Source organism: Candidatus Pelagibacter communis (assembly GCF_001180205.1).
Lineage (GTDB): Bacteria > Pseudomonadota > Alphaproteobacteria > Pelagibacterales > Pelagibacteraceae > Pelagibacter > Pelagibacter ubique_O.
The window spans coordinates 1-11,526 of the sequence record NZ_CVSU01000019.1; the positions used below are offsets into that span (position 1 = coordinate 1).

At 29.2% G+C, this 11,526-nt stretch carries 14 protein-coding genes and 1 pseudogene; 10 read left to right on the forward strand and 5 right to left on the reverse strand.

Annotated elements, in window-relative coordinates; all coding sequences use genetic code 11:
• Positions 1-132: 132 nt before the first annotated feature.
• From AMO08_RS00680 to AMO08_RS00690, 3 genes are read left to right on the forward strand one after another with little or no spacing between them, the layout of a single operon-like run.
• Positions 133-456: a hypothetical protein gene (locus tag AMO08_RS00680; protein WP_075484296.1), complete on the forward strand. Its 324-nt coding sequence runs from the start codon at positions 133-135 to the stop codon at positions 454-456.
• Between the two features lie 2 nt (positions 457-458).
• The gene (locus AMO08_RS00685) at positions 459-1,025 is read left to right on the forward strand and encodes an SOUL family heme-binding protein (RefSeq protein ID WP_256997627.1); all 567 of its coding nucleotides are present in this window, start codon (positions 459-461) and stop codon (positions 1,023-1,025) included.
• Positions 1,022-1,438, forward strand: a complete 417-nt coding sequence (locus AMO08_RS00690; protein WP_256997628.1) for a carbonic anhydrase — start codon at positions 1,022-1,024, stop codon at positions 1,436-1,438. Before AMO08_RS00685 ends, AMO08_RS00690 begins: the two co-directional genes overlap by 4 nt.
• Here the strand turns inward: AMO08_RS00690 and AMO08_RS00695 are convergent, their stop codons facing one another.
• Together AMO08_RS00695 and AMO08_RS00700 are read right to left on the reverse strand one after the other, a co-directional pair.
• Positions 1,439-3,973, reverse strand: coding sequence for an ABC transporter permease (locus AMO08_RS00695; protein ID WP_075484297.1), 2,535 nt, complete (start codon positions 3,971-3,973; stop codon positions 1,439-1,441). It lies immediately after the preceding gene.
• On the reverse strand, positions 3,957-4,622 hold the full coding sequence (locus AMO08_RS00700; RefSeq protein ID WP_075484298.1) for an ABC transporter ATP-binding protein: 666 nt from the start codon (positions 4,620-4,622) through the stop codon (positions 3,957-3,959). Before AMO08_RS00700 ends, AMO08_RS00695 begins: the two co-directional genes overlap by 17 nt.
• Between AMO08_RS00700 and AMO08_RS00705 the strand changes: the two genes are divergently transcribed.
• Genes AMO08_RS00705 through AMO08_RS00720 form a run of 4 tightly spaced genes read left to right on the forward strand, consistent with a single transcriptional unit; the run spans position 4,621 to position 6,897 of the window.
• Positions 4,621-5,232: an arylesterase gene (locus AMO08_RS00705; protein WP_075484308.1), complete on the forward strand. Its 612-nt coding sequence runs from the start codon at positions 4,621-4,623 to the stop codon at positions 5,230-5,232. The two genes, AMO08_RS00700 and AMO08_RS00705, sit on opposite strands and share 2 nt — an antisense overlap.
• Positions 5,233-5,688, forward strand: a complete 456-nt coding sequence (locus AMO08_RS00710; RefSeq protein WP_075484299.1) for a hypothetical protein — start codon at positions 5,233-5,235, stop codon at positions 5,686-5,688.
• A 37-nt stretch (positions 5,689-5,725) separates the two neighbouring features.
• A complete protein-coding gene (locus AMO08_RS00715) occupies positions 5,726-6,277 on the forward strand; it encodes a tetratricopeptide repeat protein (RefSeq protein ID WP_082254993.1) in 552 nt (183 codons plus the stop codon).
• Positions 6,277-6,897, forward strand: a complete 621-nt coding sequence (locus tag AMO08_RS00720) for an SOS response-associated peptidase (RefSeq protein ID WP_075484301.1) — start codon at positions 6,277-6,279, stop codon at positions 6,895-6,897. Before AMO08_RS00715 ends, AMO08_RS00720 begins: the two co-directional genes overlap by 1 nt.
• On the opposite strand, the gene AMO08_RS00725 is transcribed toward AMO08_RS00720, so the two are convergent.
• Positions 6,898-7,383: a YajQ family cyclic di-GMP-binding protein gene (locus tag AMO08_RS00725; protein WP_075484302.1), complete on the reverse strand. Its 486-nt coding sequence runs from the start codon at positions 7,381-7,383 to the stop codon at positions 6,898-6,900. It lies immediately after the preceding gene.
• 111 nt (positions 7,384-7,494) lie between these two features.
• On the opposite strand from AMO08_RS00725, the gene rseP reads away from it, so the two are divergent.
• The 3 genes from rseP to AMO08_RS00740 all read left to right on the forward strand — a co-directional run bounded on the left by rseP (position 7,495) and on the right by AMO08_RS00740 (position 10,487).
• Entirely contained in the window at positions 7,495-8,607 is a 1,113-nt protein-coding gene (gene rseP / locus AMO08_RS00730) for an RIP metalloprotease RseP (RefSeq protein ID WP_075484303.1), read from the forward strand.
• A gap of 157 nt (positions 8,608-8,764) precedes the next feature.
• Positions 8,765-9,040 (forward strand): HU family DNA-binding protein, encoded by a 276-nt coding sequence (locus tag AMO08_RS00735; RefSeq protein ID WP_023853992.1) that lies wholly within the window; start codon positions 8,765-8,767, stop codon positions 9,038-9,040.
• 145 nt (positions 9,041-9,185) lie between these two features.
• Positions 9,186-10,487: an ammonium transporter family protein gene (locus AMO08_RS00740; protein ID WP_075484304.1), complete on the forward strand. Its 1,302-nt coding sequence runs from the start codon at positions 9,186-9,188 to the stop codon at positions 10,485-10,487.
• Between the two features lie 130 nt (positions 10,488-10,617).
• Here AMO08_RS00740 and bcp read toward each other — a convergent pair whose 3' ends face one another.
• Positions 10,618-11,088: a thioredoxin-dependent thiol peroxidase gene (bcp, locus tag AMO08_RS00745; protein WP_075484305.1), complete on the reverse strand. Its 471-nt coding sequence runs from the start codon at positions 11,086-11,088 to the stop codon at positions 10,618-10,620.
• Positions 11,081-11,526, reverse strand: a pseudogene (locus AMO08_RS00750) (glycosyltransferase family 2 protein); the annotation flags it as partial. The pseudogene AMO08_RS00750 and the gene bcp, both read right to left, overlap by 8 nt.

Genomic DNA, 11,526 nt, shown 5'->3' on the forward strand with positions numbered 1-11,526 from the left:
ATTTCCCCTTGATATTCAACACCAAAAATTTTTCTTGAAGATCCTGTAAGACCAGAGTTAGATAACAAGTTTAGAACAGGATATGGAAGAAAAATTTTTGGTGTTGAATATCAAGGGGAAATTCACGCTGTAATGTGTTTTGCTTATACAAATGAAATTCCAAAAAGTGTTGAAGAGTTGGAAAAGTTAAGTACTGATGCATTTTTACAAACTGCTATGAGAGATCAATCAGGTGGTCAAATAGCTGTTGCTTATACTGTATGGTCCAAAAAAAAAGGTGGGGGAAAATTAATTGTGAAAGAAGTTTTTAAAAATATAAAAAAATCTAATCATTTAAATAGATTAGTAACCCTCTCACCATTAACAGAAATGGCAACTAACTTTCATGAAAGAAATGGTGCTAAATTAATTCAAATTAATGAAACTACACAAAATTTTGAATATAAAGTTATGTAACAATGAGAATTATTAAATTTTATTTAATAGTATTTTGTACTTTATTTATTTTACCATATTCTACAGTTATGGCTTACGAAGAAGCAAATTATGAAGTTGTCTCAAAAAATGAAATATATGAGATTAGGAAATATTCTGATCGTTTAGCGGTAGAAACAATGACATCTGGAATAGATAGTAATTTTAGAAAATTGTTTAATTACATTTCAGGCAGAAATGATACCCAGGAGAAAATTAAAATGACAACTCCAGTTACTCAAGTTGAGAAAAATGGAAATATGAGTATGCAATTTTATTTACCCTCTAAATTTAACTCAGAAAATGTACCAAATCCAAGTAGGAAAGATGTTAAAATAGTTAATATTGAAGGAGGATACTACGCGGTGTTGATCTATTCTGGTCGAGCGTCAGATGGAAACTTTCTTAAGTATAAAGAAATTTTAGAAAAAGAGTTACAAAAAAATAGCATATCAATTATAAGCCCACCTATTAGAGCAACTTATGACAGTCCATTTACACTACCAATGAATAGAAGAAATGAGGCTATGTTTAAAGTGGAATTAAATTGAAGAAATCAAAATTTAAAGCAATGGTATTGTCTTGTATAGATCCAAGATTTCAAAATATAGTCCACAATCATTTACTGAAAAAAAAATTAATAGGAAAATACAGCGCTTTTACAATTGCAGGTGCAGCTGTTGGGGTTACACATAATAAATTTAAGCAATGGCATAAAACATTTTATGATAATTTAGGAACTTCTATTCACTTGCATAAAATAGAAAAATTAATTGTTATTAATCATAAAGATTGTGGTGCTGCCAAAATTGCAAATGGAAAAAAAGAATTTACCTCAGCTAATGAAAAAAAAATTCATAAAGAGTCGTTCTCAAAAATTAAAAAACAAATAAAAAAGAAATTTCCAAAATTGAAAGTAGAATTAAATCTAATTTCTTTGGATAGTAAAATTACTAAATTCTAATTATTGATTTCTTATTAGAGGATAAACTTTAGGATTAAGATATTTTAAATTTGTTAACAATATTAAAATTAAAGTAACAAAGCCAATTGAAAATCCTAGATAAATTAAAACTTTAAAGTCAAACATCCATACTAGCTCAAAAATATTTTCCATAATAAATTTTGAACCAAGTACTGCAAAGAATATTGCAATTAAAATTACAGATTTAAAAATAATAATGAATTCAATTAGTGATGAAAAAATTATTTGTTTTTTTGAAAAACCCAAAATTTTAAAGACTAAATTTTGATATTCTTTTACTTTCCCTTGAACCATAATTGCACTCGAAATTACGATTAATCCTATAACAATAGTAACCGCAGAGATTAATGTAACTGCAATAAATACTTTATTTAAAACAGCTGTAACTTTAGATAAATAATCTGCAATTTTTATCATTGATAAACTTGGCAAGATTTCAAGCATTTCAGTTTCATCAAATTTATTTGAATTAAATTTTGCAGTAGCTAAATATTCATGAGGTATATTTTTTGCAAATTGAGGATTAAATAACATTGCAAAATTGATGCTTAAATCTCGATAATCTACTTCTCTAAAATTAATGACCTCTCCTTCAATTTCTCGTCCATAAACATTTAAAGTAAAAATATCACCTAACTGAATGTTAAAATCTTTAGCAACTTTTGCATCAAGAGATATTTGAAGTTGATCTGGGTTTGATAAATCCCACCATTTACCAGCTAAAATTACATTATCTTCAGGTATATTTTCGACCCAGGAAGATCTTCTTTCACTACCAATTACCCAATAACTATCATTATCTGGTTTAATATAAGTGTTAGGATCCACACCATTAATTTTTACAATTCCAGAGGATACCATTGGCACAATTTCTATAGATGCATTTGTATCCATATTTAAAATACCTTGTTCAAATTTATCTCTTTCACCTTTTTGAATACCGACAAAAAAATAATCAGGCGCAATATCAGGAATAGATTTCGCAATTTCTCTTTGAAAATTTGTACCAACTAAAGCTAATGTTAATAACAAAGTAACCCCTAAGCCAAGAGACATAACTGTAATGGGAGTTATACTTTTTGTTTGGGTAATATTTTTAATTGAAACTTTTAAAGAAATTATTGGACTAGATTTGAATTTTTTTAGAAAAAAAATAATTAATTTTGAAAGTAAGAAAAATACAATTAAACACACAAAAAAGGCAGCAAAGTAACCTAAACTATATGAAGGCTGTTCAGATCCAACTGTGAATAATATAATTAAAATAGATAATAAAATAAAGCTTAGAACAACTGATCTATTAGAATAATAAAATTGAAGGTTTTGAAATACGTTTCTAAATAAATTAGAAGCTTTTACTTGGTCAATAGAACTGATTGTTGGGATAGAAAAAATTACAAGTACCAGTAATCCTACTGAAAATATTTTAAGAAAATTAAGAATTGAAAATACTGGATAAACATTTAATCCCAATCCATCAGATAAATATTTATCTACTAGTGGTACAATTAAGAAACTCGATCCATAAGCAACAACAGTAATGATAAATAAAAGTATAAATAACTGCAGATAATATAGTGTTTTAATATTGCCCGAATAAAAGCCAACTGCTTTTCTTACAGCTATCGACATGTTGTTTTGATTAATAAAAGAAAGCAGAGTATTTGCTATTCCAATACCAGCTATCAACATTGCACTGATAGATACAAGGGATAAAAATTGAGAAAAATTATTTATAATTCTCTTTATCCCACTTGCAGAATTTTCAGGATATCTAAGTTTAACTTTTGGATCGTCTTTAAAGATTTCTTCAATTCGTTCTTCAATTTCTTCTGGCTTATCATTTTCATTAAACTTTACTTTGTATTCATAGTTTAAAAAGCTTCCAATTCCGTTTAGTTTTAAAATTTCTAAAGTTTGTTTTCCTGCTAAAGCCCAATCGCCAAATGCAACAAATCCACTTACATCTGGTACTGATTTAATAATTCCAATTACTTTAAAATTTTTATCTTGTACTTTTACTAATTCATTAATTTTAATATTCAAAGTTTTTGACAAACTTTCATTGATAAGTATAGTGTTAGGTTCTTTTTGCATTCTTTCATAAGCACTAATTGGCTCATAAAAAACATTTCCATATAAAGGATATTTTTCATCTACAGTTTTAATTCTAGTAAATAATGATTTATTTTTTTCTCTGCCAGTAGTTGAAAGCATAGTACTGAACTCAATCATTTGAGAAACAGTTGCAAACTCTTTTACTTGATTAACTAAATCTAAATTTCCCTGATTACGATTGTAATCAATTTCTAAATCTCCACCTAAAAGTGCTTTAGCATTATCATTAAGTTCTTTTTTAAGACTATCTTCAATTGTGAAAATAGCACTTAAGATAAATAAACTTATAAATAGCGTAACAATGATACTGGAAATTTTATGATAATTTCTGCTTAAGTCTTTTAAAGCATATTTAAAAATCAAACTAAATTCTGAAGTATTATTTAATTTTTCCATCTTTAATTTTTATTTTTCTTTTAGCTTTGTCAGCAAGTTTAGTATCATGAGTTACCATGATTAAAGACGAACCTTCTTCTTTGACGTACTTAAATAAAATATTTGCAATCATTATAGAATTTTCAGTATCTAAGTTTCCTGTTGGTTCATCTGCTAAGATTAATTCTGGTTTCATCGCAATTGCTCTAGCGATAGCAACTCTTTGTTGTTCACCACCTGATAATTGACTTGGAAGATTATTAAAACGATGCTTCAAACCAAAACGATCTAATAAAATTTTCGCTTCTTTTTCTGGATTTTTAAAATTATTAAGTTCAAGAGTTAAAGCAACATTTTCAACTGCTGTGTAATTAGGAATTAAATAAAAAGACTGAAATATTATTCCAATATTTTTCTTTCTTATCTCAGATACTTTGTCTTCACTAAGGCCTGTTATGTCTAGATCATTAAAAATTATTTTACCAGAAGTTGGTTTTTCTAAGCCCCCAATTAACATTATTAAACTTGTTTTCCCTGAGCCACTTTCTCCAACTACTGAAACAGTTTCTTTTTTCTTAATATTTAAATCAATATTTTTTAAAACACTGATAGTATCTTTACCAGTTTGGTATTTGAGATTTATTTTTTTTAATTTAAGAAGAGTACTCATGAACAAAAGTTTATTTACAAAAATTTTGATAATCTTTCTAGTGCACATAAACGCAAGTGCAATAGAAAAGGTAGTTTTATTTGGTGATAGTTTGATGGCCGGTTATGGATTACCTAAAGAACAGCATTTATCAATAGTTCTAGAAAACAATCTAAAGCAAGCTGGGTTAAATATTAAAGTCATTAATGGAAGTGTCTTTGGTAGCACGTCATCAGGTGGATTAAATAGAGCTGATTGGAGTTTATCAGAGCCAGGCATTGATTTAATAATTTTAGGGTTAGGTGCTAATGATATGCTTAGAGGAATCCAACCAGAGGAAACAGAAAAAAATTTAGAACAAATAATAAAAGTTGCTCAGAATAAAAAAATTAAAATTATTTTAGCTGGAATGATGGCACCAGATACTCATGGGGAAAAATATAAAAAAGAGTTTGATGCTATTTATCCAAAGTTATCAAAAAAATACAATTTAGCGTTAATCCCATTTCTTCTTGAAGGTGTGGCACTTAATCCAAGTTTGAATCAACAGGACGGTATACACCCCAACAAAGATGGAACAATAAAAGTAAGTGAAACAATAAAAAAAAGTATTATTAATATAATAAATTAAATGAAAATCTTTCTATCAATATTTAGCTTATTGTGTTGCTTTAGTTTTGCTCAAGCTCAAAATACAAATATTACACTAAATTCTGATTTGAATTTAAATTGCAAATTTGAAAAAGTAATTTTGAAAAATCCAGACCATAACTTTGAATCTTTCACAAAAGATCAAATTAAAAGAAAAGATATTAATAAGTTAATAATCGAGTCTAAAACACCAGACATTCTAAATGTTAAAAATTTATCAGAATTTTTTAATAAAATTGATTTAGAGGTTAAAATTTCGAATAAGGATATATTTTTAATTCAAGCGTTCGATAAAGAGAGGAATTATTCTGAGTCCGCAGTCTATACTAGAAAAACAGGCGAACTTATTCATGAAATCACAATCAATATAAAACAACAGGAAAAAGAAAAAGATATTTCTTTTTATAGTTGTAAAAATAACAACAAAGACACTTAAGACCAAAGACTCTAATTCTAATATTTGGTAATATTAAATGATGAAGAAAGTATTCCTAGTAATTTTGTTTTATTTATTTTCACAAGTTAGTTCTTTAGCAAACGAAAGAGATATTAGACTGAACCAATTGTTTAATGAGTTAAAAGAAAATAAATCGAAAGTAGCTTTTATAATTGAACAAGAAATTTGGGCCTTGTGGAGTACCCATCCAACAGATGAAAAACTTACTGCAAGATTAGAAGAGGGCTCACAATTTGTGAGAGATCAAAACTATATAAAAGCAAAAGATATTTTTACTGAAGTAATTAATCTTGATCAAAATTGGGCTGAGGCATGGAATAAAAGAGCTACCGTACTTTATATGCTAGGAGAATTTCAAAAATCCCAAGATGACATAGATCAAGTATTAGCCTTAGAACAAAGACACTTTGGAGCTTTAGCAGGTCAGGGTTTAGTAAATATTCAACTCAAGAATTATGAAAAAGCGATTAGAAGTTACGAGCAAGCGCAAGAAATTTATCCTGCTATGAGATCACCAAAAATTATGATTAAACAAATAGAAGAATTAATGAAACAGCAAACAATATAATGTGTGGAAGATACGTAGTAAAAAACCCCGTAACAAAAACAAATAAATTGGTTAAATCTGCAATTTATGTTGAAGATGTTGAAAACTATAATGCTCATCCATATCAAAAACTGCCTGTAATAAAAAAATATAAAAATGGAAATACTTTAGAAAATCTACAATGGGGTTTAGTTCCAGGATGGGCTAAAGATAAGGATTTTAAAGCTTTAATAAATGCAAGGTTAGAGACTATTGATGAAAAGGTTTCATTTAAAAAATTGATAAAAAACAACCGATGTGTTGCTGTAGCAGATGGTTTTTATGAATGGAAAAGAGAAGAAAAAGAAAAAACTCCACATTATTTTACTCGTGAAGACACAAACCCTATATTTTTTGCTGGTATCTTTGAAAATGATCAGTTCTGTTTAATTACAGAAGAAGCAAAAGAAAACATCAATGAAATTCATCACAGACAACCAGTTATTTTAAATCAAGCTGATATTAATCGTTATTTAAATTTAGAATTACAAGGTTCAGTGTTTTTAAAAGAACGTAAAATTCCAAATTTAATTTTTCATGAAGTTTCAAAAGATGTTAATAAGCCTACAAATAATAGTGCATCCTTAATTCAAAAAGTTTAATTAGTCTCTAAAATTAACAAAATCAATTGGAAGCCCAATATCAATTTTTTTGATTGCAGCGATAGCTCTTTGCAGGTCGTCTTTTTTTTTGCCATCTACTCTTAATTCATCTCCTTGGATTTTAATTTGAATTTTAAGTTTAAGTTTTTTAATGTCAGCAATAACTTTTTTAGCATTTTCTTGGCTAATTCCCTCTTTTAATTCACTGACTTGTCTAATGGATCCTCCCGAAGCTCCTTCAGAACTTTTAACCTCTAAAATTCTTGGATCTACTTTTCTTCTAACTAAATGGGTTTGTAATAATTCATTTACTTGGTTTAATTTTAATTCATCAGGTGCAGTGGTAGTCACCGCTTTATCTTTTCGCTCAATTGAAATATCATGTCCTTTAAAATCATAACGGTTACTAATTTCTCTTAAACAATTAGCTAAACCATTATCAAATTCTTGATAATTTATTTTACTAATTACATCAAATGAAGGCATATTTGTAGTATACAGTATTAATGATCAAAATTTAAACTAAAATATAAATTCTAGCAATAATAAGGCATTTTAGCTTATTGAGTTAATTATAAATAATAATATATTAAATGCATGCTCAGTTATATCATTCCATTTTTAATACTTATCTTAGTAGTAGTTTTTATACATGAATATGGACACTACTATTTTGCAAGAAAATATGGAGTAGGTGTCACAGATTTTTCAATTGGTTTTGGTAAAGAGTTATTTGGTTGGAATGATAAATCAGGTACAAGATGGAAAATATGTGCAATTCCTCTAGGCGGATATGTAAAATTTTTTGGAGATAGAAATGTTTATTCACAAGCTGATCATCAAGAAATTTTAGAAAAATATAATGAAGAGGAGCGGGAAAAATTATTTATTTTAAAACCTTTATACCAGAGAGTTTTAATTGTATTTGGCGGACCTTTGGCTAATTTTTTATTAGCTTTAGTAATATTTTTTTCAATTTATACCTTTATAGGTAAAGATTTTACTCCTGCAGTTATTAATGAAGTCCAGAAAGATAGTCCTGCAATGGCAGGAGGGCTAAAGGCTGAGGATATAATTTTAGAAATAGACGGTAATGAAGTTAAAAGTATTATGGAAGTTTCTAAATTTATCACCATGTCTACTGGTGACTTTATAGACTTTAAAGTTAAGCGTTCTTATGATGAATTAATATTAAAAGTAAAACCCAATATTGTTGAAGGTGATGATGGATTAGGGAATAAGATAAATAAAAGAATGGTAGGTATTAAGCTTGGTGCCTATAATAATAAAGTTAACCATGTTAAATTAGGACCTGCTCAGGCTTTATATTATGCAAGTTATGAAGTTTATTTTGTAAGCGTTTCCTCATTAAAATACATCGGAGGAATGATTTTAGGTAAAGCAGATACTTCTCAATTGGGAGGTCCAATTAGAATTGCTAAAATTTCTGGACAAGTTGCAACTTTTGGAGTGTTGGCGTTTATCAGTATGATGGCTTATATTTCAATAAGTTTAGGGCTTATTAATCTATTTCCAATACCAATGTTAGATGGGGGACATTTAATGTTTTATGCATTTGAGAAAGTGTTAGGCCGACCTTTATCTCAAAAAACTCAAGAGGGTTTTTTTCGAATCGGATTGTTTTTGTTGCTATCATTAATGTTTTTCACCACATTTAATGATCTAAAAGACCTAGGTTTATTTAGATAATTTACATTCTAAAAAGTTTAAAAAAGTCAATAAATCCAACATTTATTTAAGTTTTTACAAGATGTTGTGTGTTTTAGAAAACTAAACACTAAAAAAAAGCTTGATTTATCAACGTTTATGACAAGTATAAATATTAACCAACAAAACCGGAGCTAAAATGAACAAAAAACAACTAATTGCTAAGCTTTCTGGCTCATTAAATTTGAGCAAAGCAGATGCTGAGCGAACTTTTGATACAATTACCAACACTATTTTAGATGCTCTAAAAGGTGATGATTCAGTAAAAATTGCTGGGTTCGGTACGTACAAAGTTGCTAAGAGAAAAGCAAGAGTTGGAAGAAACCCTAGAACAGGTGAGCAGATTCAAATCGCTGCTTCTCAAAAGGTAAAATTCTTACCAGCCAAAGCTTTAAAAGAAGTATTCAACAGATAATATTCTTTTTCTACAGCCCTAAACGTTTTAAAAGCACGTTCAGGGCTGTTTCTATATGCAAAAATCGCATAGCCACTTTTCTTAATCAGCGTTACTTTTAAATTAAATTAAAACTATAAAACACAACTTAACAAGTGGAGGTCTTATGACTAAATTTATAAAAAAAATGTCCGCACCAATTCTTAGTTTGATATTTTTATTAAACATGAGCAGTGCGGGTATGGCAGAAACAACAGTTTCTGCTGAAGTTCAAGCTATATTCAATTCACTATTGTTTTTAATGTGTGGTTTCATGGTCATGTTCATGGCAGCGGGTTTTGCAATGCTAGAATCTGGTATGGTAACTTCCAAAAGTGTTTCTGTAATTTGTGCAAAGAACATTGGTCTTTACTCAATTGCCGGAATTATGTTTTGGTTATTTGGATATAACTTAGCGTATGGTATACCTGAAGGTGGATACATTGGAACATTTACACCTTGGTCTGATGCAAGTTCAGTTGATACTGGATATGCTGATGGGTCTGATTGGTATTTTCAAATGGTTTTTTGTGCAACAACAGTTTCAATTTGTTCAGGTGCAATGGCTGAAAGAGTAAAACTTTGGCCATTCTTTCTATTTGCAGCTATCTTATCTGGAATTATTTATCCAATCGTTATGGGTTGGCAATGGGGTGGAGGCTGGTTAGCAGAACTGGGCTTCTCTGATTTTGCTGGTTCAACACTAGTTCACTCAACAGGTGGTGCAGCAGCTTTAGCTGGTATTATGTTGTTAGGTGCTAGATATGGAAGATTTGGTAGTAAAGGTGAAGCGAAAGCTATTAGACCTTTTGCTGCTTCATCTATTCCGCTGGTAACAGTTGGTGTTTTCATCTTGTGGTTGGGTTGGTTTGGATTCAATGGTGGATCTCAACTTGCTATAGGAACATTTGACGATGCAGTTGCTGTATCAAGTATTTTTATTAACACTAATCTTGCTGCCGCTGGTGGTGTAATGGCTGCTGCAATAATCACAAGATTAATGTTTGGTAAAACTGATGTTATTCAAATGTTAAACGGAGCAATTGGTGGTCTCGTGGCTGTAACAGCTGAACCATTAGCACCATCGCCTTTAGCTGCTATTTTCATAGGAGCTGTAGGTGGTTTAATCGTAGTATTTGGAACTAAGTTACTTTTCAGTTTCAAACTTGATGATGTAGTAGGTGCAATTCCGGCTCACATGTTTGCTGGAATATGGGGAACATTAGCTGTGCCATTAACTAACACTGATGCATCTTTTAGTGCCCAATTAATTGGTGTGCTATCAATTAACATTTTTGTATTTGTGGTGTCGTACATCGTGTTCTCTGCTATGAAAGCTACTTTTGGAATAAGACTAAGTAAAGAGGCTGAAGCCAAAGGTACTGACGTAACTGAAACAGGAGTAATAGCATACGCAATACGAGACTAATTGTATGCAATATAGAGGCTCTTCGATCTCCATGTCGTTATCTCATTGAAGAGCCTCTAAAATTAAAAAAGAATTAACTATAATCTCTCTCTCTAGTTAGTTAACAGAAGGCCTCGGAAACGGGGCCTTTTTATTTTTTAATGATATTTTCTAAAGTTTTCAAGACCTCTTGAGCATGTCCATTAACTTTTACATTGTTCCAAATTTTTAATATTTTACCCTTTTTGTCGATCAGAAAAGTTGTTCTAACTATTCCTAAAAACTCTCGACCCATGAACTTTTTTTTTGCCCATACCTTATATTTTTTAAGTACTTTTTTTTCTTCATCAGCCAATAAATCAAATTTAATCTTGTATTTATTTTTAAATTTTTCATGACTATTTAAATTATCTTTAGAAATTCCTAATATTTCGCAATTTAATTTTTTAAATTTTGGAAGCAATTTATTAAAATCGTTAGTTTCAGTTGTGCAACCTGGCGTATCATCTTTGGGATAAAAATAAATAATGACATAATTACCTTTAGAGTCTTTAAGAGAGTAATCTTTATTACTTGTAGATGGTAATTTAAAATCTGGTGCCTTTGTATTTTCTTTAATCATTTATTTCATTTTCCTCCCAAAGTTTTTTATAATCAATTAATGGTGATAAGCCGTAACTTGAATTAATATTTGTTAAATGTAGTGATAAACTTTTTAAGGGAGAAATACAAATTTCTTTTAAATATATTTCATTTAAATATTTCTCAAATGGATCGTGTCTATCTAGACAATTCTTATAAAAGTTGTCCCAATATTTATCTAATAAGTTTTTAGTTGTCATGAAGGTACATAGTGTTTTATCTACAGTTCTCCAATGACGTTTATTTCCAATTAATACATTTGTTTTAGCATTATTCATGTAAAGATAAGGATAATCAGATGGACACATAAAAATATCCTTATTTAGTTGTGATGCAATTCTTTCAAAAGAAGCTACCATTTCCTCCAACATTGGTTCAAAATGCAAATAATCATCCTCGACAAAGTAAATTAAATCTT

Bases quoted from the DNA above. Each gene is read 5' to 3' on its own strand.
- AMO08_RS00680 (WP_075484296.1), top strand. From the start codon at position 133: ATGTGTTTTGCTTATACAAATGAAATTCCAAAAAGTGTTGAAGAGTTG.
- AMO08_RS00685 (WP_256997627.1), top strand. From the start codon at position 459: ATGAGAATTATTAAATTTTATTTAATAGTATTTTGTACTTTATTTATT.
- AMO08_RS00695 (WP_075484297.1), bottom strand. From the start codon at position 3,973: ATGGAAAAATTAAATAATACTTCAGAATTTAGTTTGATTTTTAAATAT.
- AMO08_RS00705 (WP_075484308.1), top strand. From the start codon at position 4,621: ATGAACAAAAGTTTATTTACAAAAATTTTGATAATCTTTCTAGTGCAC.
- AMO08_RS00700 (WP_075484298.1), bottom strand. From the start codon at position 4,622: ATGAGTACTCTTCTTAAATTAAAAAAAATAAATCTCAAATACCAAACT.
- AMO08_RS00710 (WP_075484299.1), top strand. From the start codon at position 5,233: ATGAAAATCTTTCTATCAATATTTAGCTTATTGTGTTGCTTTAGTTTT.
- AMO08_RS00715 (WP_082254993.1), top strand. From the start codon at position 5,726: ATGATGAAGAAAGTATTCCTAGTAATTTTGTTTTATTTATTTTCACAA.
- AMO08_RS00720 (WP_075484301.1), top strand. From the start codon at position 6,277: ATGTGTGGAAGATACGTAGTAAAAAACCCCGTAACAAAAACAAATAAA.
- AMO08_RS00725 (WP_075484302.1), bottom strand. From the start codon at position 7,383: ATGCCTTCATTTGATGTAATTAGTAAAATAAATTATCAAGAATTTGAT.
- rseP (WP_075484303.1), top strand. From the start codon at position 7,495: ATGCTCAGTTATATCATTCCATTTTTAATACTTATCTTAGTAGTAGTT.
- AMO08_RS00735 (WP_023853992.1), top strand. From the start codon at position 8,765: ATGAACAAAAAACAACTAATTGCTAAGCTTTCTGGCTCATTAAATTTG.
- AMO08_RS00740 (WP_075484304.1), top strand. From the start codon at position 9,186: ATGACTAAATTTATAAAAAAAATGTCCGCACCAATTCTTAGTTTGATA.
- bcp (WP_075484305.1), bottom strand. From the start codon at position 11,088: ATGATTAAAGAAAATACAAAGGCACCAGATTTTAAATTACCATCTACA.